The following is a 21,928-nucleotide window of genomic DNA, read 5'->3' as shown; positions in this document are numbered from 1 at the left end:
AGCTTGTAGCAGTTGACGGGTTTTGCGAGGCTGCGTCCGGTTGCGATGTAGCAGTCGTAAATCCATGAAGTGCAGTGTTTGCTGGTTCATGCTGTTTCTTGCACCGCCAGCGCGGCGAGTTCGGCTTCGCGTTTGGCGATGGCCTGTTCAAGTTCCGGGGAGCGTTTGGCCCATTGTTCCGGCGGGAGGGGTTTTGACCATTCGATGATGTCGGGATGGGTCAACTGCGGTGGTGGGTACAGTTTCTTTCTTTGGAGATAGGTAGCCAAAGGGGCATTGAACACCAATATTCCGACCAGACCATCCCATAAAAACGTTATAAGCCAGCCATATTTATTGGCTCTGCCGTTAAGGTAGTCGATGTAATAGCGCCAGCTTCCTCCTGAGTTAAGTGCGGCTGCTTCTGGTGCCGCATCAGGCCCGACTTCCATGTAACTGCGCATGCATTCCCACAGCGCCATCGCCGTGGTGCCGCCGCCGCAATTGAAGGCGAAATAAAAGTGTTTGTTATCTTCCTTGGCCAAGGGGTCCGGGTTTTCGAAACCCACGATCAATAAACCCATCGTATTTTTGCCCGCCTGGCTTGTCGATGAGTGCTGAGTGGCGGCAGCGGTGACACTTTCCCAAGGCACAATCCAATAGTCGCCGTCTTCCATCGGTACGCAGACTTCTCGGCGTTGACGATTGAAACGTACGGGGAGGGGGACTTCGCGGAAGAGGCCTAGGATTACGAATAAAATTGGGATGCCTACTATGATTAGCCCACCGCCCCAAATTAAAGGATCGGGGTTGATGTAGTTCATTAGCGTAAATAACATGACCATCGGCCAAATGGTCATCACTGCCGAACCAATGCTGTAGTTGCCTATATCAATAAACACCTCGCTCTTGCGCCAAATGGTGTTGAGCACATCTGAAGGTTTTCTGCCTGTTGGAACAGGCAATGGCGCCAAATAATCATCACGCGAAAAAATCCGTTTTTTGGTGGCTCCGGCTGGTGGCGTGCTCATGGCTTGTCCTTGGGTTGCAGGTAAATGGCGCCGGGATGGCCCTTGCCGAGGGCGTAGGTTGGCACTCGATCCAGTTCGGGGGTCGGGTCGTTACGCAGGGCTATCACCCCGTCGTTGTTGGTGAGGGTAAAAGCAACACCCCGTTCGCCACCGACAAAGTTGTGAGCGCCCAGCATGGCAATCAAGGGTGTGCGATAGCGCAAACGAAGCGAAACAGTGGCTGGCGACGTGCTTAATACGTTCGACAGAGTTTTAAACGGGCCACTCAGGCGCAAGCCTTGGCCTTCCTGGAACGGTATCCATTGGCACGCGCTGGTGGACAGCCAATGAGGTGTCATGTCACGCCAGGGACGAGGGGGTTTGTAGTTATTGTGAGGGCTGTTTTTGATCAGGTAACGGTAGGCTTGGGAGTCCACGGGGTCGCCCATCATGCTCAGTTCAAGGTAGGCGGTACCCGGTTCTGCTCCCGGTAGGTCGATGGTCAGGGCGTTGATGGAGCTGACGAACGACAGCCCAGATGGTCCATTGGAACCGCCTGTCTCGGAGCTGCTTTGCATGCTGACGCGGGGTGTATACAGGATGCCGTATAGCGCATGGAGCTCGTTTTGCTGGGCTTTGGCGGGGATCGGGTCTAATTTCCTGGCTCGTGCTTTGGACCAGCAGCAGGAGTTGAGGAAGTTTTGCACCGGGGTTTGCTGAAAGAACCAGGCGATCAGGTACAACACGCCCAGTGCGGCAATAATCCAGTTCAACGGCCCCATGTACAGCGTGTAACGCATGATGGCGACTTCTACTTCGATTAAACCTGCCAGTGCTTTACTTGTTTGAAACACCCCTATAAGAGCCTGTGCCCCATAAGCGACTACTTGCCCTCCTACCACCGTTTGGCGCATCTCTAGCCAGGGATCGATGTGTGTCTGTGCGTTCTCTAACTGTATTTGCAAAGATCTGAACTCATTTACAGCCGCAACAAATGACAACCCACCAATCACCCCCCCAAACAAAGTAAGCGTTGGCCCTGCTGAACCATAGAAATGGAACCGATCCCTACCCAACCCCTTCCTAACCTGACTATCAACCACCGCCACCAACGCCGCCGAGGCATACAACGAAGCCGACACCGTGTCGTTAACCCGCTGATCATCCATCCCTTCCAGCGCTGCGGCTTGGCTCAGGTAGTTGTTCGCATTGAGCGTGTTCAGCAGCAACGCCGCCAATGGCACCACGCCGCCGCTGTTGCTGATCAGCGGGGAGTTGGTCACGCGTTCCATGCGCCCGGCGCCGATGGCTTGCCCCGTGGTCTTGACCCAGTGGTTGAGGCCCTCGGCTTTTTCCCCCAGCAGGGTCCATATCTGCCTGCCCGCGTGGGTCACGGCCTGCAAGCGCGCATCGCTGCCCAGGCGTGCAGCGACGAAGATACCCACCCAGGCGCTGCTGAAGGTTTTGTCGCCCTTGAGGATCAGCAGCGACGCTGCCAACCGGTTGACCAGTACGCTCCAGGGCTCCTGGGCGTGGCGGGCCATGGCTGCGATGTCGTTGGCAATCACGGCGCTCAGGGGCGCAAACAGCTGACGGGTTGCCTCGCGGTTTTCTGAGCCCAGGGCAGCCAGTATTTCCCCCAAGCGACCGGTGCCGACAATGCCCGCATCGATCGAGGGCGTCCAAGCGTGGAACAGGTGTTTGAGCGCGCCTTCGTCGGGCGCGCGCACGTAGTCGGCATATTGCTCTGCACCCTTGGCCCGGGTGCATTGGGCGCTCAGGCAGCCGGTGGCCAGTTCGGTGAGCCACTGGCGGCTTTCAACGTCGTAGTAATCGACGAACCAGGTGCCGCTGTGGGAGCGTGTGAGGTATTGGCCTCGGTCGGCAAACAAGGCGTTGTGGCGCTGTTCGACATGTTGGTAATGGACCGGGGCGGTGGTGTCGAGCCAGGTGTTCATGGCCGGCAAGTCAATGTACTCGCTAACCTTGGCGCTGAAGTGGTCGTTGTCGAGGTTGGACTGTTTTTCGGCGCGGTATTCACGCACCAACGCTTCCACTTCGGTGTACAGGTCGCTCGGAATAAAGCTGCGCACCGGGCCGACAATGCTCTGGATATGAGCATCGCGGGCAGCGGCTTCGGCTCTGCTCGGCTGGCCACCGTACTGGCGGTTTTGGGTTTCGATCTTGAGTGCTTCTTCCAGCCGCTGCTGGGCGTCGAGCATGATTTTGCCCTGTTCGGGCGTAAGGCTGATGTCCCGATCCTTGTACCGGTAGCTCAGGGTGCCTGCCACCTCAGCGCCATCTTCGGTGATCAGGCTGCGAATAAAGCCGCCGATGTTCAAGCGCAGGTTGTTGTCGCCCACCCACTGTTCGTGGCTCGATTCAACCCGTTCCTGATCGTGGTTGATGTCGCGCAGCACCCCCAGATCATCGTCCAGGCACACGAATACCGGGTACAACGCCCTGGCCTCAGCCGTGGCGGCCTCCAGCCAGGTCTGGGTGCCCTGGCCGTCCCACGGCTCGGCACTCCACTCGCCGGGTGCCTGGTCAGGGGCGTCGGGGTGTTGGGCGATGATTTTTTCGCGTTCGCGGGCGCGGTACATGGCATCGGTGTAAGCCTTGATGTTGGCCTTGGAGGGGGCATTCATCACCGTTTCACCCAACGCCCGGGTGTCATCGCCCCCGGCTTTTTGATCGGCCTTCATCGATTGGGCGTAGGTGTCGGGGATGAGTTCAGCCATCACCTCGGTGGCGTGTTCAAGGGGCGGGCAATGGTCGGCTTGCAGCTCGTTGGCCACGGTGCGCAAGGCCACATGGCGCATGTGCGCACTGCGTTTGGCGGGGTTGTCGCTGAGCAAGGCGCAGTGTTGCGGGTCGAGTGGGAATTCGGTGTAAAGCATCCAGGCGTCGTGGTACTTGTGCAACGCCAGCCCCGTCAACGTGCCGTCGGGTACGTGGGTAGCCTCGGCCTCCAGCGCTTGTGGCTGGAGCCTGCCAGTGGGCGACACGGCATAACGCTGGAGCGGGCCTTTTTCCTGCCACAGGTACAAAAAGCCGACCCGCAGACGTCGCGCGGCCATGGGGTGGCTTTGGGTGGTCACGCCGGGGGAGCAACAGGGATGAGTGGCTTGTTCTTGCGCCAAGGCGTACCGCACGGGCACCACGAACACTTCAGGCTGGTGAGCCGGGCATGGCGTCAGGGGGCTTTTGACGTCGACGTGAGGCTGCGCCCTGGCGGCGCGTTCGGCCTGAGCGGCGTTATCAATCATGGCCAGTTTTTGAGCGCTCATGCACAGGGTTCCTAGTTGGTGAGCAACTGGTATGTCAGCTCGGTGTTCAGGTTGTCCAAACGTTGTTCGGGGGTTACACCGGGCTCAGCCAGTATCAGACGATAAGCGCCATGGGCCGGGCCTTGAGGAAAGTCCGTCCCGAGCACAGCCTGAAAGCGCGCCCACAAAAAAATCTCATCGGCGGCGCTGTAACCGTATCGCTCGGCAGTGTTCTGGCAGTGAGCGACCCATTGTTCTGCGGTCATGTCCTGACCTTGCAGATAGTCGGGAAAGTACGTTTCACAATGGTCGATTAAGCGCTGGGCAAAGCTCTGTTGCTTGGCACTGTTCAAGTGAGCCAGTTGTTCGGCGCGCAGAACCAGCCAGGGCGTGTCTGCATACCGCGCAGCGGGCTGATCAGGTTGGGGCTGATGAATCACTGAATGCGGCAACCGTATTAACTGTATTGGTCCCATCAAGGGGGCGCGCTCATGGGCAGGCAATTCTGCTAGCCACAAGGCGGTAATCCGAGGGTCGTAGAAACGAAATAACACCGTGACCTCGCCCTCGACGCGGGCATGGATGAGGCTGCGCACATGTTCGACAACGGTTTTTTCATCAGCCAGCGACTCCAGCCAGATCCCCGCCGTGGCGCTCCACTGCTCGGTAAAGGTCTGAGCCAGAGGGCTGTTGAGGGTCACCGGAACCAGCACTGGGCTGACTTCATCCAGTGCGCTGTAGGCGGTGCGTTGATACAGGGAATGAAAGTGCACGCTGGGCGCGACCTCAAACAACCGATGCGCCAGGTTGTCTATTTGGGTGCTATCAAGTAACAGGTACGCCTGACTCATACGCTCAATGCCTCCATCTTCTGGCACACCGCACAAATAGAGGTGGCCTGTTGAGCGGCTTGTCTTGCTGCTGTGGTTTGCGCGGGCAATGAGGGTGCAACTAACGCCGCCGTCACTACTGGAAGCATCGAAGCCGCTGGCGTGGCCCCTACTCCCACAGCCGGTGCGCCGCCCACGACGAGGGGTACGCTGCTGAAGATGCCGGCGGCACTGATGACGATGTGTTGGCCACCCGCTGCCAACGTGAGGTTCATGCTTGCATTAACCACTACATTGGGAGCGGTGAGGTGCGCTTGGCTACCGGCCTGAATCACCCAGGTACCGTCTGCCGTAGTGCTGCTGTTACCGGTGATGCTGATCAGCTCGTTACCACCGATCACCGTGTTACGCAGACCTTGGGTGGTGTGCAGTTCGTCACCCTTGATCAGGCTGGAGCTGTTGTTGTCGACTTGTTCAAAACGGTCGTTGCTGATCAGGCTGTGGCTGTCTCGGGTGACCTGTTCGCGGCGGTCATTACCGACTTTAGTGTCGATGTCGTTGAGGATCACATGCTCCATGTCGCGCTGCGCACGCAGGTAGATCAGTTCCTGCCCGGCCCGGTCTTCAATCGACAGCTCGTTGTAGCCGCCACTCGCGGGCGAGCTGTGGCTACGCAGCACGGTTTTGGTTTTGTTCGCCGGTAGCAGATAAGGCACCGGTTTAGCCTGATTCGGCACGCAACCGGTAATTAGCGGTTTGTCCGGGTCGCCTTCTTCGTAGCTGATGACCACTTCCATGCCGATGCGCGGGATCGTCACGGCGCCGAAGTTTTCCCCGGCCCAGCTGGATGAAACTCTGACCCAGCAGCTGCTTTTTTCGCTGTTGAGTTCAGCTCGGTCCCAGGGCAGTTCAATCTTTACCCGTCCTAGCTCGTCGCAATAAATCTCTTGACCTTGGGGGCCGGTCACGCGGGCGGTTTGCGCGACCAGTGGCGCGCGGGCGGGTGGCAGGGGTGGGCGGAAGAACACGTCCCACGGTATCGCACTGAAATGGTTATGGTAGCCCTGAGTGAAGCCGTCAGCGGGCTTTAAATCGCTGATGATCGACTCTTCCAGCGCCTGAGGCTGCTTGCCTTCGTGGTACACGCTGAGCAACAGCCACAGGTCGTTGCAGGCTTTGCGCGGGTGTTCGCTCAGGGTGAACAAGTGACCACTGCGCAACGCGGGCTGATCGCTTTTGCCTTCGGCCAATTGGTAGTCGGTTCGGTGGCGTTCGAGGGCTTGCTGGGCCAACTGTCGGCCGCGATGTTCGGTGCCGATCAGAACCGGATAGTGGTAATCCTCCAGCGCTGGCGTGAACTCGGCAGTGAAGGTGTTTTCAATCAGCAGACTCGGCCGTGTCAGGTCGTAATCGCGGCGGGTAACGGTGCTGGTACGTGTGCTGAAGCGTTGGGAAAACTGTTCAACCACCGGGTAATCGGCCACGGTTCCGGTGCCTTGCCGGTAGGGCGTTTCGCCCAACGCAGGAAAGTAAGCTTGGCTGTCAGTGAATACCAGCAGGTGGCCGTCTTTCGTATGTTGGTGATGCCAGGCAATACCGTCTTCGGCACACAAGCGTTGCAGGAATAAATAATTGTTTTCGCCGTATTGAGTGCAGTACTCGCGCACAGGGCTGGTGCGGACATTAAAAGTAAATGCGTCAGCCTGAATACCATGGCCTTGCAGGACTTTGGCGATGATCTGCGGCACGCTGTGGTGTTGGAAAATTCGCTGGTCGTAGCTGAACTGCAAATAGTGGAGTGCCGGCACCAGGGTCAAATGGTAGCGGGTCAGGCGCTTACCGACTTCGCCCACGCAAATATCTTCGATGCGCCCGTGAATGCCTTCGCCATTGTGGCCAAATTGCAGATACGCAGACTGACTTAGCAATGTTTCAAGAGCGATATCGGGGTTTTCACTGACCAGTTCAACCCCAATTGCGTAGAGCTGGCTGATGGCTTCAACACCGTTAAAAGAGAGCACTTTGAAGTCGTTGCGAACGGCGGGAATTTGTATCGAGAAATGTGCCATGTTGGCCGATACGAACATACGCTTACCCTTGAGTGGGATTTTGAATGCGGGCCTCAAAACCTTTGAAATAATGAGTTCTATCGGAGAAAAACTAGTGTGACGCGCCCAATTACCATACAAGATTAGTACCAACTATATAAATCAATATAGCTATCAGATAGTTACATCATCCGAGATTAAATCCTTTTCAGTTAAATCAGTGAAAAACCCAGAAGTTGCGCAAGAAGTTGCACACTGCTGCGCAACTTCTTGCGCACCCGTCTACAGAGTTCTAACTGCTTGGCCTGCAGCAATGTATCCACATGGTTATCCCCATTTAAGTGCGCAACAAATTGCACACTTAAGACATTACCAAAGGGTAGATTTTGTCGTGCCGCAGCGGGCCTAAGGGCACTGTGCGGATCGAGTGCTGAGGGGGTATTTTTGTAGTCACTGACAAGGAGTAAAAGCTGTTGTCGACGGCCCAGCGGCCGTTAAATCTGCATCTTTGGTACTTACTGTGTCTAAACGCAACCGGGCGGCTCAAGGCCGCCCGGGTCAGGGTTAAACAGGCAATGTCAGAGGTGAGACTCGGCGTATTCGGCCAGAATCGAACGTGGCACCCCTTGCAGCGCGATGTGCACGCCGTTGGGGAAGTCTTTGAAACGCTCCGTCAGGTAGGTCAGCCCCGAACTGGTGGCTGACAGGTACGGTGTATCGATCTGCGCCAGGTTGCCCAGGCACACCACTTTGGAACCGGCGCCCGCACGGGTAATGATGGTTTTCATTTGGTGCGGTGTGAGGTTTTGGCACTCATCGATCAAGATCAGGCTTTGCTGGAAGCTGCGACCGCGAATGTAGTTCAGGGATTTGAACTGCAAAGGCACCTTGCTCAGGATGTAGTCGACGCTGCCGTGAGTGTTTTCATCATCCATGTGCAGGGCTTCGAGGTTGTCGGTGATGGCTCCCAGCCAAGGCTCCATTTTCTCGGCTTCGGTACCCGGCAAGAACCCGATTTCCTGATCCAGGCCCTGCACGCTGCGGGTACAGATAATCCGCCGGTAACGCTTGCTGACCATGGTTTGCTCAATCGCCGCCGCCAGTGCCAGGATGGTTTTACCCGAGCCCGCCGCACCCGACAGGTTGACCAGATGAATATCCGGGTCGAGCAATGCAAACAGCGCCAGCCCCTGATAAATATCCCGCGGCTTCAAACCCCAGGCTTCTTGATGCAGCAACGGTTCCTGATGCATGTCCAGAATCAGTAATTGATCCTTGCGTACCTCTTTGATCCAGCCGACAAAGCCCTGCTCATCGATGATGAATTCATTGATGTGCACTGCCGGCAGATTTTCGTTCATCTGAACCTGATGCCAGGTACGGCCATGTCCCTGACGGGTTTCGACCTTGTTGACCCGGTCCCAGAACGAGCCGGTCATGGTGTGATAACCGCGCGACAACATCGAAACGTCGTCAACCAGTTGGTCAGTGCTGTAATCCTCGGACTCGATCCCGCAGGCCCGAGCCTTGAGGCGCATGTTGATGTCTTTGGTGACCAGCACCACACGCAACTGCGGCTCACGAGCGTGCAGGTCAATCAGTTGGTTGATGATGATGTTGTCGTTGAGGTTTTCGGGCAACAGCGCGTTAGGCTCTCGGCGCTTGCTCATCATGATCGACAGGAAGCCTTTGGGCGCTCCCTTGCCACGCTGGATCGGCACGCCCTTTTCGACGTCTTCAGGGCAGGCAACCCCCAGTAACTGATCGATCAAACGGATGGCCTGACGACACTCGGCTGCCACCAGTAATTTGCCGGTTTTGAGCTTGTCCAGTTCTTCGAGCACCGTCATGGGGATGGCGACGTGGTGCTCCTCGAAGTTCAGCAGTGCGTTTGGATCGTGAATCAGAACATTGGTATCGAGTACATAAAGGATTGGCTGGTTGGAAGAAGGAGTGCGTCCGTGATCATCCATACTCGGTCACCTTTGTGGGAGCCAGTCGACGCAATACCGCAACAGTGCTGCGCCTCGAAGTGACTGCCGTAAATAACCTGCCCGATGGGTCTTGGAAGACGCCACCTGTGTTGCAGGTTTCGGCCGTCTGTCTTCGTAATACTCCTAAATGTGTGACAAAAAAAAGCTTTTTTACCGATTCAGCACTTTATTTTTTTGAATGACGAATAGCCTTGGCGGATGTCGAAAGCGGTACTAAAGTCATGTATTAACCGTATGTTTCTACAGCACTTCGCAATCTTCCCACCCCAAGCCACTTTGCGCCGTCGCCTTGAGCAACCAGGGTAATGCGGTGCGCACCTTGTCCTGAGTGTCGTGAAAGGCAATCACACCGTGACGCCAGAGCAACATCAGACTCAACACCCGCTGTGCTGACTGTTCAGCGCTAAGGCTGGCTGCCATGTCCTGGGCATCAATATCCCACAGCGTCACCTGCAAACCCTGCGCCTCGAAAAACGCCCCGCTGTCTGCCCGACGCTGTCCATAGGGCGGGCGAAACAGAGGCACGTAATTGAGCGGCACAACCTGCTTGAGCAAGGCAGTGCTGCGCAAAATCGAGTCCTGCCAATCCTGCCAGTGGCTGTGAGAGCGATATTCCCATCCCTGCACACCTACGCACTGCCCCTTGTACAGCGCTTGCAACGCCTGCTCACCGCCTTTGTCCAGACGCACCTGCACACTGTTGCCCAGCACAAAAAACCTCGCACTCAAGGACTGCTTGCGCAAGTAATCGGTCAACCAATCGGTAGTGCCGGGCAATTGGGTGGGACCGCTGTCGAAGGTCAGCATAAACAACCGGTCATGCATCCCGTCTCCGTTGCTTTCCTGCTCGCCGAACAGCTCTATTTCGCTGCTGATTTGCGGAAACAGCGCGGCCTTGCGCAGTTGTTCATCCAGATAACGCTGGTGGAATTCACGGCTTGGCTCAGCCCAGGTTACGTAAAAAGAGTCATCCGCGATTGCAAACTTGCCTGCCTGCTCACGAAGACTGTCCATGCCGTCGACGTAATAGCAAAATGAAGCGTCCTGATCGCAGCTTTGCTGGGCAAAGTTATAGTTGGTCAACAGTCGCTGCCACATCCGTTTGCGCACGCTATCAATGGCATCGAGGTTGATGATTTTCAGGCCCAGGCGCTGCTTGAGGGCGTTTTCATCCAGCGCTTCGCTGGCCAGCAGGGCGTGGGCGAAGGTGAGAATTTCAGCCCGTGAGGCCACATCGAATAAAGCTGGACTGATCAATTGCTCGGGCCAGGTGCTGCGATCCAGGGTCGCTGGCTCATTGGGGGCTGCAACTGCCCCCAGACACACCAGCCAGGCCGAGAAAAAAAGAGCGATGCGCACGGGTCAATCTCCCAGTAAAAACTGCTCGCACTATACCTGTGGGAACGGGCTTGCTCGCGATCGCATCAACACAGTTCTGTTGAAGGACTGGGTTATTTACATTGCATTCACGCTCGCGCCCACTAACTTTGCGCAGTGCCTATCACCGTCATAGGTGGAGTCAAACCGCCCAACCCCCTAGAATCCCTGCGACGCTAAAAGGAGACGACCTCATGCTGATGGTGATTTCACCCGCTAAAACCCTCGACTACGAGACGCCGCCGGCCACTGCGCGTTTCACCCAGCCGCACTACCTGGACCATTCCCAGGAGCTGATCGAGCAATTACGCGAACTGAGCCCGCAACAGATTGGCGAGCTGATGCACTTGTCCGACAAGCTTTCAGGCCTCAATGCAGCGCGTTTCGGCAGCTGGACACCCGCGTTCACCCCCGAAAATGCCAAGCAGGCACTGCTGGCGTTCAAGGGTGATGTGTACACCGGACTCAACGCCGTGGACTTCAACGAGGCGGACTTCGACTACGCGCAAACCCATCTGCGCATGCTCTCGGGGCTGTACGGCCTGTTGCGTCCGCTGGACCTGATGATGCCGTATCGCCTGGAGATGGGGACCAAACTGGCCAATGCCCGCGGCAAGGATCTCTATGCGTTCTGGGGCACCCGTATCAGCGAGTGGCTCAACGAAGCGCTGGCCGAGCAAGGCGATGACGTGTTGCTCAACCTGGCGTCCAATGAGTACTTCTCGGCAGTCAAAAAGTCAGCCTTGAACGCACGCATCATCAACACCGAGTTCAAGGACCAGAAAAACGGTCAGCACAAGATCATCAGCTTTTACGCCAAAAAAGCCCGCGGGATGATGAGCCGGTTCGTGATCAAGGAACGCATCAACAACCCCGATCACCTCAAGCAGTTCGATGAGCAGGGTTATCGTTTCAGCGCAGAGCAGTCAAAGCCCGACCTGCTGGTGTTTTTGCGTGACCACGCTCCCGAATAAGCCCCCTCATGCTGATGCACCCCAGTTGCAGTGAACATGCGCCCTCGCCATTGGCATCTAAGCTTCAGTAGGATGTACGTTCATTTTCTGTGAGGGGAGCGTCATGCTTATCGGCGTTCTACTGATCATCACGTGGCTGATCCTGCTGCTGCGTTATCCGTCCAAAGCCTTCCCGGTGTCGATGGCAGCACTGATCGGGTTGGCGCTAGTGGCCATATCGGTGGCGTGGCTGGATCATCGCGAATCTCAACAACTGGCACGCCTGGAGCTGCGTATCGTCTATGACCCTGTGCAGTGCCCGGCAGACCGGCCACTGCAACTCACGCTGCAAAACCGCAACACCGTGCCATTGGTCGAACTCGGCTGGCGCATCGCGGCCTATGCACCCGGCGATACCGTCAACCTTGCCGACAACCTCTACACCGCCCCGCGCTACCGAGGGCCTGGCGAGCTGCAACCCGGAGCAAGCTGGCAGGACTGCCTGCCGATGCCCCCCCTGCGTGCCGGTTATCGTGCGCAAACCCTCGAGTTCCGTGCAGAGCGTCTGCAAGGCAGCTTTTCCAACTAAGGATTTTTCAATGCTCCGTGTTTTGATCACCGGTTGCTCCAGCGGTATTGGTCGCGCCTTGGCCGACGCCTTCAAGGCGGCGGGTCATGAGGTGTGGACCAGCGCCCGCAAGCCTGACGATGTGGCCCGATTGGCCGCAGCGGGGTTTAACGCGGTCCAGCTGGACGTAAATGACCCGCTGGCGCTGGCACAGCTGGCCGAACGCCTGACACAAGACGGTGGCGGGCTGGACGTACTGATCAACAATGCGGGTTTCGGCGCCATGGGTCCGTTGCTGGATGGCGGCGTCGAGGGCCTGCAACAGCAGTTTGAAACCAATGTTTTTTCCGTGGTCGGTGTCACTCGTGCCCTGTTTACAGCGCTGCGCCGCAGCAAGGGCCTGGTGGTCAATATCGGCAGTGTCTCCGGTGTACTGGTGACCCCGTTTGCCGGGGCCTATTGCGCCTCAAAAGCCGCCGTTCATGCCTTGAGCGATGCCCTGCGCATGGAGCTGGCACCTTTTGCCATTCGGGTGCTGGAAGTGCAGCCGGGCGCTATCGACACCCACTTTGCCAAAAATGCCAGTGCCCAGGCCGAACAGCTAATCGACCAGCAGTCCGCCTGGTGGCCCGTGCGTGAGGGTATTCGCGCCAGGGCCAAAGCCTCGCAAGACAACCCCACCCCGGCAACAGACTTCGCTGAAGCGGTGCTCAAGGCCGTACAAAAACCTGTTCCGCCAATACTGTTGCGTCACGGCAATGGCAGCCGGGCCTTGCCCTTGCTGGCCGCGCTGGTACCCCGCCGCTTGCTGCAAAAGATCCTGATGAGACGGTTCGGGCTGAACGCATCCTTGTGATGCTCTGGTACTTGTGGGAGCGGGCTTGCTCGCGATGGCATCTCCTCGTTTTTCCTGAAGGACCGCAGTGTTTGTATCGCGAGCAAGCCCGCTCCCACAGTGCCTGCGAAACCACGTTCAAGCATGGCCCTTCATGAAATCGATGAACACCCGCACTTTTAGCGGCAAATGGCGGGTGTCAGGGTACAGCGCATAAACCCCCTGGCGGGTCAGTTGCCATTCGGGCAACAACCGCACCAGTCGGCCGGCCTGCAAGTCCTCTTCGATCAGCCAGTCAGGCAAGATCGCCACCCCCTGCCCCGTTAGGGCAAAAGCCTGCAGCACCGATGAATTCTCCGCCTTGATCCGCGCCCGCGAAGGGTTGGGCTGGTAAGGCCTGACCAGGCCACTGCTGGTCTCGGTAATATTCAACTCCCCTACCCGCCCATGCTCCAGCCACGGTGTTTGCTCGAGGCCTTGCACGCTGTTGATGGGCGCCACGCTGGCGATAAAGGCCGGAGACGCCACGGGCAGAATCTCGAAAGTGCTCAATTGCACGGCACGATGGCTGGAATCAAGCACGCGGCCCAGTCGCAAGGCCACATCAAAACGTTCCGAGATCAGGTCCGCGTGGGTCGAGGAGGTCGACAGATGCACATTGAGATCGGGATGCAAGGTGCGGAACAGCTCGAGTGCTGGCACCACCTTGGCCAGCGCATATTCCACCGTGGTGGTGATGCGCAGGGTGCCCTTGAGTTCGGTGTGTTCGCTGCGGGCTTCGTCAATCGCCAGTCGGGCCGCCTCCAGCATGCTCAGGCAGCGCAGATAAAAGCGCTCACCGGCCTCGGTCAGGGCCAGCCTCCGGGTGTTGCGTGTAAGCAAGGTCACACCCAGTTCGGCCTCAAGCCGCTTGATATTAAAACTGACCACGGCACGGGTTTGCCCCAGCAAATCGGCAGCTGCTGTAAGGGATCCGGCTTCGACCACCGCTTTGAAAGTGTCGAATCGATCGAGGCTAACCATGGGAAATCCTGCCCATTGTCAAAATAATTTTGACAATCTAGCAGCAGGCGCACGGTTCCTCCACACGCAAAAGCTGCTTACTGTGCGATCTCCTCTCAAGGAGCCGACCATGGCTTACCGCAACAAAATCGCATGGGTGTACCTGCTGGGCTTTGCGCTGGATCTGGTCAACATGTTCGCCGCCTCAATTGCCTATCCCGACATCAGTCAGGAGTTACAGGCGTCGGTCGGTCAACTGGCCTGGATCGGCAATGCCTACATGCTCGGTCTAATCCTGATCATTATGCCCAGCGTATGGTTGACACAGATAGTTGGCGAAAAACGCCTGATCGTACTTTCACTGGTGCTGTTCAGTGTTGCGTCGTGGTGCGTGGCCCGGGCAACTTCGATCGAGGCACTGATAGGCTGGCGCCTGCTTCAAGGATTGGGGGGCGGGCTGTTGATACCGGTCGGTCAGGCCATGGCCTATCGACACTTTCCGATCCGCGACCGTGCACGCCTGACCTCGGTGATTTTACTGGTCGCCCTGCTGGTACCCGCGCTGTCACCCGCCTTGGGAGGCTGGATGGTCGAAGCGCTGTCCTGGCGCTGGGTGTTTTACGCCAACCTGCCGCTGGCCTTGATCACGCTACTGTTAGCCGGGTGTTGGTTGAAAACAGAGCCACGCCCAGACAACCCGTCACCTCTGGATTATCGCCGCGTACGGACTGGAGCCATCAACATGGGCCGCTTGCTCAAAGGCCCGCTGCTGCGAGTGGCGATGCTGACTTACCTGTTTATTCCCGGAATTTTTATCGGCACGCAACTGGTGAGTATTTTGTATCTGCACCAGCTAGGTTTTAGCGCCACGCAAACCGGGGCGCTGATGCTGCCTTGGGCGCTGGCTTCTGTGCTGGGCATCACATTGAGCCGTTATCAGTTCAACCGCCTTGGCCCCAAGCCCTTGTTGCTGTTGGGCATGAGCGCACAAGCCGTGGGCATTGCCCTGCTGATCCAGATCGATGACTCCAGCACCTGGCTACCAATGGCGCTGTACGCACTGATGGGTTTTGGCGGCAGTCTAAGCAGCAGTACCGCGCAGAACACGGCGTTTATCGACATCTCACCCGAGCACATGGGTCATGCCAGCGCGCTGTTTAACATCAACCGCCAGTTGAGTTTTTTGCTCGGCCCGGCACTGATGATGGCTCTGTTTGGTGCATTGACCGCGATCACCTCGACGCCCCACGCCTTTGCCCTATGCTTTGCCATCGGTTGTGCATTGACGCTGGTGCCGCTTGTCCCCGTTTTGCGCCTTGATACACCCCGCGTGCTGGCCTTGCTTGCACCTTAACCTGGAGATTCTGATGACTGATTATGCGAGCTACTTCGACCTGGTAACCGAAACCCACGTCGAAATCGAAGGCTGGTTTTCCGGGCTGGAGCCCGGCGTGTTGCCAGTTCTACTGGGACGTTTTTCGCCGCAGTTTTCGATGATTGCACCCAGCGGCACAGTGCTGGATATCGATGGCGTTGAAGCACTGTTTGAACAACTGCGCGGTGCGCGCCCGGGCCTGAACATCACCCTCAGCGAGTTCAAGGGTATTGCCCTGCACGCGGGCGGTGCAGTGGTCAGTTACCGCGAGCTGCAGGAAGAGCATAACGGCAACCGCACCGACCGCCGCGCCACCGTGGTATTCGAGAAAGACGCCAGCGGCAAGGTACTGTGGCGGCATTTGCATGAGACGTTCATCGCGGATTAAAACCGTGGGAGCGAGCCTGCTCGCGAAGGCATCATGCGGCGTGTCTGAAACACCTCCCGCCTGAATCGCTGGCAGGCCAGCTCCCACCAAAGTTGAGCCGACCTTGGTTACTCTGCTTTTTCCTGCGCCACGATCACCGTACACGTCGTACCCGCTGCCAGCAGGAAGCCATCCGGGATTTCATCAATGTGGATGCGCACCGGCACCCGCTGCGCCAGACGAACCCAGTTGAACGTAGGGTTTACGTCAGCCACCAGTTCACGGCTCTCAGGGTTGTCGCGGTCGTAAATGCCGCGCGAGATGCTTTCCACGTGACCTTTCAATACTTCGCCGCTCATCATTTGCAGATCGGCTTTGTCGCCCACGCGGATATGCGGCAGTTTGGTTTCTTCGAAAAAGCCATAAACCCAGAACGAATCTTTGTCGATCACTGCCATTTTCGGATCACCCACCCGCGCATAGTCACCGCGATGCACGTTGAGGTTGGTCACGTAACCGTCGACCGTGGCCAGCACTTTGGTGCGTTTGAGGTCGAGCTGAGCAGCGTCCAGTTGAGCCAGAGCGTGCTGGTAATCGGCCAGGGCCGAGTCGGCGATGTTGCTGGCGTCGTCACGGTTCTCGCGGGAGATCACCAGGTTGTCCATGTCGGCACGGCGATGGGCGTTAACCTTGCGCATTTCCCAGGTCGCCTTGCGCGATGCCACCAGCGACTGTGCCTGCTTGACCACGATCTGATAGTGCTCAGGGTCGATTTCCAGCAGCACGTCGCCCTTTTTCACCAACTGGTTGTCTTTGACCGGTACGCCGACCACATAGCCGTTAACGTCGGCCGCGACGTTGATGATGTCGGCCCGCACCCGTCCATCACGGGTCCACGGGGTGTTCATGTAATGAACCCACAGGGTTCGGCCGATCCATATCGCAAGGGCCAAAACCAGCAAGGTGGCGAGCAGGCTGAAGAACTTTTTCATCGGATCGGTCTCAACGGTAAACAGTGAGCGCCATGGCGCCAAAAAGACAAGCAAACAGGCTCAGGCGCAGCAGCGCCGGGTGCCAGAAGAAGCGGTACAGGTCATAGCCGGAAAACAGTCGGTCAAAGCCCCATGCCAACCCTGCCGCGATAAAAAACATCAGGGTCATGGTGGGCATGTAGACGCCGTGGAAGGCGATTTCACGAGGCATGTTCTAGTCCTTGCGGCTGGGCGTAGACGGCCAGCGGCGATTGCGGGTCGAGCAGTGAAGTACGGATAAAGTGCAGGTAGCTTTGCACCCGGACCAGCGCCGAGGTGTCGAAGTTGCGGGCAAAAGGTTCGTCGGTGGACTGCACCCGGCCGATGGCGTGATCGACGGCAATCAGCGCACGTTCCAGATTGCTTTCGCTGGGGGCGATAAACAGCCGGACCAGTGCCCGCCCCATCACCCGAATGGCCTGACGCCACGGCTGAGCTTCGGCGTAAGCCGGGTGAACCGGCAAAATCGCCTGCTCTTTGCGCAGCTCGATAATCGCGTGGCCGACTTCCAGCACCACAAACATCCAGCGCAGCAGTTCACGCTGTACCTGCGGGTTACCGGCTGCCAGGCCATATGCCTGATGCATAAGATCACGGGTACGGCTTTCCAGACTGGAGCTCAAACCACGCAACTTGCCGCTGATGGCGTACACCACTTGCTCGCGCAGATCCTGCTCCAGACGGCTCCACAACCAGCGACTGTTAGGCGGTAAAATAATTGCCCCCGCAGCAGCACAGACCAGCATGCCCAGCACCATGGCGATGTAGTCGTTGATGAACTGGTACGGGTTATAGATCGTCAGGTTGTCGGGAACCGAGCCGATGCTGAAAAAAATCAGCAGCCCCAGGCCGACACCGGCGTAATTGGCCCGCGAAGTCAGGAACGAGCCGAATACAATCACCGGCGTCAGCACCAGGCACAACAGCGGGAAACCATCGATGTACGGCAGTACAAAAAACATTTCAACGAAGCCCACCAGCGCCCCGATAAAGGTCCCGCAGGCCATCTGAAACGCCATGCGTTTGGGGTTCGGCGTGGCCGCTGACAAGCCCACAGTGGCAGCCGCGACCAAGGTCATGGTGGCGCCGCTAGGCCAGGCGGTCATTACCCAGTAGGTGCCAAGCACCACTAGAATAAATGCGGCCCGAATCCCCGAAGCAGCAGCAGACCACCAGTTGGTTTGCGAGATAAAGGGCTGGTCCCAACGCTCACGCTCGTGGGTATGATCGGCCAGCGAGGCGTGGGTCAAGGCGTAGTTGTGCAAGTCGTCGACAAAGCGGAACAACAGCTCATACGCCGTGTTGAAGTCCAGAAAGTCCGATGAGCTGGGTTCACTTTCCAGGAACTTCACCCGCAGTGCACGGACATGCCCCGGCAGGCTCGCCTTGAACGCATCCAGTTGCTCGGCCAGCAAAGCCGCGTCTTTATCTGTCATCGAGCGACCGGCGTAGGTGTCGAGCAACTGAGCGAGCATTTCCAACTCGGGTTCAATGGCCGACACCACGTCCACCACACCACGGCTGCGTAATCGTGCGAGCAACTGGTGCAAGGCATTGAAGCGCGTGGTGATGGCCATGAATTCACTGTTCAGACGGCTCAAGCGACCACTGCGACGACGCATGTGCGGGTCTTCAAACACCGTCACGCTACGCATGCCTTCCAGCCCTACGCTCTCACCGATAAAGCGCACGTTGCTGGCTTCATAGGCTTCCTGAGAAGACTGGCCGCGCAAGCCCTCGGCAACAAAACCGGCAAACACACCAAAGCGTTTATACAGCGCGTCATGCATGGCCGCGCCTGCTGTTTTAGGCAAAATGGCGGCGCTGACCACTGTGGCGCACAGGATGCCCAGCGAGATTTCCAGCACTCGCCACACCGCAGCCATAAAGGCGCCGTCCGGGTGCGCCAGGGCAGGCAGGCCAACCATCGCTGCGGTGTAGCCGGCTAGCACAAAGCCATAGGCGCGAAAGTTGCGGCAACGGGCAGCACCGGCCGAGCAGATACCCACCCAGATGGCCATGGCGCCGAGATACAGCACCGTGTTTTGTGCAAACAGGGCGATCAGCGCGACCATCACCGCCGAGCCGGTCAGCGTGCCCAAAAACCGGTAAAAGCTTTTGGCGAACACTTGGCCACTTTGCGGCTGCATCACGATAAACACGGTGATCATCGCCGTACGCGGTTGCGGCAGCTCAAGACGCATGGCCAGCCACAGGGTCAAAAAGGCCGCGACCAGCACTTTGAAAATATGCACCCAGGTCACGCCATCGCTGCGTGCCCAGTCAAAAAAGCCACGGCGCCATTCCAGGGAATACAGCCAGCGTACCGGGGCGGGCAAGTGGTTCATCTACAGGCTCTCAAAATTAGCCATCAGGGGTTTAGTGATTGAACAGCGCCATGACGGCCGGGGGTTTGTCAGGGGCATAGCGATCATCCTTGGGCACATCAGAACCAGCCCCAAGACCGCCACCCAGCGCTGTTACCAGCTCGGCATGGGCACTCAGGCGGGCAGCCTGGACTTGCTGCTCAATCTGCTGCTGCTTGAACAGCAGAGTTTGTGCATTCAGTACGTTGAGGTAGTCGGTCAGCCCACGCTGGAACGCGACCATGGCGATGTCGTAGGTTTTCTGAGCCGCTTGAACCGATTCGGCGGCGAACACCTGCTGCTTTTCCATCGACTCGCGCTTGATCAACTGATCGGAAATGTTCTTGAGCGCCGTCACCAGCGTCTGGTTGTACTTGGCCACGGCCATGTCATAACCACCGGACGCCACGCCCAGTTCGGAGCGCAGGCGACCGCCATCAAAAATCGGCAGCGAGATTGCCGGGCCGACGTTGTAATTGAGCTTCTTGCCGGTCAAAAAGCCCAGCGCGCTACCACCGGTGGCCATAAAGCCAATGCTGCCAACGAGATCGACATTGGGGTAGAAACCGGCATGGGCGACATCGATGCCTCGGGCCTGCGCCGCCACTTCCCAACGACTGGCGACCACGTCGGGACGCTGCCCCAACAGTTGCGCGGGCAAGGCCGATGGCAGTTTGAGTGCGGTCCCCAATGCCAGGGTCGGCCGCGTCAGCCGTGCGCCCTCGCCCGGGCCTTTACCGGCCAGCGCCGCCAATTGGTTGCGGGTCAGGGCGATTTCTTCTTCCCGGGCGTCGATCTGGCGATGGATCTCGGGCAGCGGCGCTTGTGCCTGGCTGACCTCAAAGTGTGTGCCGATGCCGCCGTCCAGGCGCTTTTGCGCCAGATCGAGGATCTGTTCTTGCTGATGCAAGGTCGATTCGATGATGTCGAGCTGGGCGTAGTGCAGGGACAACTGGATATAGGCGCGAATCACATTGTTCTGCAGTTCGAGCTGGGCTTGGCGCGCCTCGGCTGCACTCATGTGCGCCATGTCCAGTGCCTGTTCGGTGGCATTGCTTTCGCGGCCCCACAGGTCCAGCGCAAAGCTGAAGCCCAGTGCTGCGTTGTTGTCCCAGGTCGTGGAGTTGTCCAGCGCGCCCGGGCCATAGAATTGGTCCGATGGCCAGTTGTGCCGCTTAAGGGTCGACTCACCTTTGATTTGCAATGATTCAGCCGACTCGGCAACCCCCGCCATCGCCCTGGCCTGACGCACTCGGGCCGCGGCCATTGCCATGGTTGGGCTACCCTGAACAGCCAGACTGATCCAGTGATCCAGTTGCGGGTCGCCGTAAGCGTGCCACCATTGGGCTTTGGGCCAGTCTGCGTCTTTCGCGGCGCTTTGAATCGCCTCGTCGGTGGCCAGAGCATTGGCTGGCAACATCGTGCCCTTGGGCGCAATACCACCAAAACCGATGCAGCCATTTAATGCTAACGATAAAGCCAGAACACTGAGGGCTTTAAGCTCTCTGCTGATGCGACGCTGCACTGCTGCAAATTCCTGAAAAGGAGGGGGATACTTGAGATAGAGAAGTCTATGGCTTGGCAGGCACTACGATAAGCGGGCATAAATGTGAATCTTTATTACCGTTCTTGGGATAATCCGTTGGGGAAGGCCTGAAGTACTGTCGCGGTGAGTTAATTCCGGACACCTCAATAGGTGATTTCAACGCCATCCCCGCTCGTAAGGGGTCGGTAGCAGCTGCCGAACCAAGCGGTACATTACTTACGGTGTTGCTCTGAGGTCAGCAGCTTTCCGATCCCGGGCGGCCCCAGCGTCGAACAGCCATATCACCAAGATTAAGATCACGATAAACCTGCGTAACACTCAGGCCCCGATCCTTGATCATCTTTACGACTTCCAGCTTGAAACTATCGTCGAATACTTTGCGCTTGTCGGTCATGGAGAACGCCTCAATACGTGCATTTCCACTTACCGGGGTGGCCGGGAAAATTAGTCCACCACACTCATCGCAATAGACAAACATGCAGGACCCGCCTAAAAATCACGAAGATACTTCCTGCACGACAGATATTTATGGAGACTAAAGTGCGCAATGTTGAACTGACATCATGCGCCATAAGTTGCACATTGAAGTGTGGATAACCCTGTGAATAAATCTCTACAGGGCACGCACTTAAACACTAACAGACAAGTGCGCAAGAAGTTGCGCAGCAGTGCGCAACTTCTTGCGCACTTTTATTGATAATTCTTATATCACTAATTAGTAAAGCCTAAGACTTTGAATGCAAGTCATTGATAATCCAAGGACTTAATTTAGTTGGCATAAACCTTGATGATTGTTTTGGAACCTGCAGCGCAAACATGCCTGTGGGTCCCTATATTCTCAGCAAGGAGAGCATTCATGGCTACGCCAGCATATATGTCCATCACGGGTACCAAGCAGGGCCTGATCACCGCCGGTGCTTTCACCGCTGACTCGGTCGGCAACACCTACCAGGAAGGTCATGAAGACCAGGTCATGGTTCAGGGCTTTAGCCACGAAGTGATCATTCCCCGTGATCCGCAATCGGGTCAACCGACCGGCCAACGCGTTCACAAGCCTGTCAAAATCACCAAGGTGTTCGACAAGTCCTCGCCGCTGCTGCTGGCTGCATTGACCTCCGGCGAGCGCCTGACTGAGATTACCATCCAGTGGTATCGCACCTCGGCAGCGGGTACTCAAGAGCACTACTTCACCACCAAACTCGAAGACGCGATCATCGTCGACATCAAGGATTACATGCATAACTGCCAGGACCCGTCGAACTCACACTTCACCCATCTGGAAGACGTTGAGTTCACCTACCGTAAAATTACCTGGACCCACGAAGTATCCGGCACCTCCGGTTCTGATGACTGGCGCACCCCTGTCGCAGGCTGAAAC

At 57.5% G+C, this 21,928-nt stretch carries 18 protein-coding genes; 6 read left to right on the top strand and 12 right to left on the bottom strand.

Translation table 11 applies throughout. The annotated features are described in order from the left end of the window. Positions 1 to 86: 86 nt before the first annotated feature. From TU76_RS07020 to TU76_RS06990, 6 genes are all read right to left on the bottom strand, one after another. On the bottom strand, positions 87 to 1,010 hold the full coding sequence (locus tag TU76_RS07020) for a hypothetical protein (protein ID WP_048351348.1): 924 nt from the start codon (positions 1,008 to 1,010) through the stop codon (positions 87 to 89). Next, positions 1,007 to 4,279, bottom strand: a complete 3,273-nt coding sequence (locus tag TU76_RS07010; protein WP_082136507.1) for a toxin VasX — start codon at positions 4,277 to 4,279, stop codon at positions 1,007 to 1,009. Before TU76_RS07010 ends, TU76_RS07020 begins: the two co-directional genes overlap by 4 nt. An 11-nt stretch (positions 4,280 to 4,290) precedes the next feature. Continuing rightward, positions 4,291 to 5,109 (bottom strand): DUF4123 domain-containing protein, encoded by an 819-nt coding sequence (locus tag TU76_RS07005; protein ID WP_048351347.1) that lies wholly within the window; start codon positions 5,107 to 5,109, stop codon positions 4,291 to 4,293. Then, positions 5,106 to 7,175, bottom strand: coding sequence for a type VI secretion system tip protein TssI/VgrG (gene tssI, locus TU76_RS07000; RefSeq protein ID WP_048351346.1), 2,070 nt, complete (start codon positions 7,173 to 7,175; stop codon positions 5,106 to 5,108). Before tssI ends, TU76_RS07005 begins: the two co-directional genes overlap by 4 nt. Positions 7,176 to 7,714: 539 nt before the next feature. Further along, the gene (locus tag TU76_RS06995; RefSeq protein ID WP_019824867.1) at positions 7,715 to 9,109 is read right to left on the bottom strand and encodes a PhoH family protein; all 1,395 of its coding nucleotides are present in this window, start codon (positions 9,107 to 9,109) and stop codon (positions 7,715 to 7,717) included. 261 nt (positions 9,110 to 9,370) lie between these two features. Continuing rightward, positions 9,371 to 10,489 carry a polysaccharide deacetylase family protein gene (locus TU76_RS06990; protein ID WP_048351345.1) on the bottom strand — a complete coding sequence of 373 codons (1,119 nt, stop codon included), beginning with the start codon at positions 10,487 to 10,489 and terminating at the stop codon, positions 9,371 to 9,373. A 212-nt stretch (positions 10,490 to 10,701) separates the two neighbouring features. Here TU76_RS06990 and yaaA point away from each other — a divergent pair, with 212 nt between their 5' ends. From yaaA to TU76_RS06975, 3 genes are all read left to right on the top strand, one after another. Further along, positions 10,702 to 11,481, top strand: coding sequence for a peroxide stress protein YaaA (gene yaaA / locus TU76_RS06985; RefSeq protein WP_046809697.1), 780 nt, complete (start codon positions 10,702 to 10,704; stop codon positions 11,479 to 11,481). Positions 11,482 to 11,584: 103 nt separating this feature from the next. After that, on the top strand, positions 11,585 to 12,049 hold the full coding sequence (locus TU76_RS06980) for a hypothetical protein (RefSeq protein WP_048351344.1): 465 nt from the start codon (positions 11,585 to 11,587) through the stop codon (positions 12,047 to 12,049). Positions 12,050 to 12,059: 10 nt separating this feature from the next. Next, complete coding sequence (locus TU76_RS06975; RefSeq protein ID WP_019824875.1) at positions 12,060 to 12,884, top strand: SDR family oxidoreductase; 825 nt, start codon at positions 12,060 to 12,062, stop codon at positions 12,882 to 12,884. 117 nt (positions 12,885 to 13,001) lie between these two features. On the opposite strand, the gene TU76_RS06970 is transcribed toward TU76_RS06975, so the two are convergent. Next, positions 13,002 to 13,886 (bottom strand): LysR family transcriptional regulator, encoded by an 885-nt coding sequence (locus tag TU76_RS06970; protein ID WP_046809694.1) that lies wholly within the window; start codon positions 13,884 to 13,886, stop codon positions 13,002 to 13,004. A gap of 109 nt (positions 13,887 to 13,995) precedes the next feature. Between TU76_RS06970 and TU76_RS06965 the strand changes: the two genes are divergently transcribed. After that, a complete protein-coding gene (locus tag TU76_RS06965) occupies positions 13,996 to 15,219 on the top strand; it encodes an MFS transporter (protein ID WP_048351343.1) in 1,224 nt (407 codons plus the stop codon). A gap of 13 nt (positions 15,220 to 15,232) precedes the next feature. Next, complete coding sequence (locus TU76_RS06960; RefSeq protein ID WP_046809944.1) at positions 15,233 to 15,628, top strand: hypothetical protein; 396 nt, start codon at positions 15,233 to 15,235, stop codon at positions 15,626 to 15,628. Between the two features lie 107 nt (positions 15,629 to 15,735). Here the strand turns inward: TU76_RS06960 and TU76_RS06955 are convergent, their stop codons facing one another. The 5 genes from TU76_RS06955 to TU76_RS25075 all read right to left on the bottom strand — a co-directional run bounded on the left by TU76_RS06955 (position 15,736) and on the right by TU76_RS25075 (position 20,944). Continuing rightward, positions 15,736 to 16,599, bottom strand: coding sequence for an efflux RND transporter periplasmic adaptor subunit (locus tag TU76_RS06955; RefSeq protein WP_019824883.1), 864 nt, complete (start codon positions 16,597 to 16,599; stop codon positions 15,736 to 15,738). Between the two features lie 10 nt (positions 16,600 to 16,609). Next, the gene (locus TU76_RS06950; RefSeq protein ID WP_016781859.1) at positions 16,610 to 16,810 is read right to left on the bottom strand and encodes a DUF1656 domain-containing protein; all 201 of its coding nucleotides are present in this window, start codon (positions 16,808 to 16,810) and stop codon (positions 16,610 to 16,612) included. Further along, complete coding sequence (locus tag TU76_RS06945; protein WP_019824886.1) at positions 16,800 to 18,986, bottom strand: FUSC family protein; 2,187 nt, start codon at positions 18,984 to 18,986, stop codon at positions 16,800 to 16,802. Before TU76_RS06945 ends, TU76_RS06950 begins: the two co-directional genes overlap by 11 nt. Before the next feature lie 31 nt (positions 18,987 to 19,017). Beyond that, positions 19,018 to 20,529, bottom strand: a complete 1,512-nt coding sequence (locus TU76_RS06940; protein ID WP_048351342.1) for an efflux transporter outer membrane subunit — start codon at positions 20,527 to 20,529, stop codon at positions 19,018 to 19,020. Positions 20,530 to 20,785: 256 nt separating this feature from the next. Next, a complete protein-coding gene (locus tag TU76_RS25075) occupies positions 20,786 to 20,944 on the bottom strand; it encodes an IS3 family transposase (protein ID WP_019824890.1) in 159 nt (52 codons plus the stop codon). A 462-nt stretch (positions 20,945 to 21,406) separates the two neighbouring features. Between TU76_RS25075 and TU76_RS06935 the strand changes: the two genes are divergently transcribed. Beyond that, positions 21,407 to 21,925, top strand: a complete 519-nt coding sequence (locus tag TU76_RS06935; protein ID WP_019824892.1) for an Hcp family type VI secretion system effector — start codon at positions 21,407 to 21,409, stop codon at positions 21,923 to 21,925. Positions 21,926 to 21,928: the final 3 nt, after the last annotated feature.

This window comes from Pseudomonas psychrophila (assembly GCF_001043005.1).
In the GTDB taxonomy this organism is placed as follows: Bacteria; Pseudomonadota; Gammaproteobacteria; order Pseudomonadales; family Pseudomonadaceae; genus Aquipseudomonas; species Aquipseudomonas psychrophila.
The sequence above is the reverse complement of the archived record's forward strand: the minus strand, read 5'-3'. Positions and strand labels throughout refer to the sequence as shown.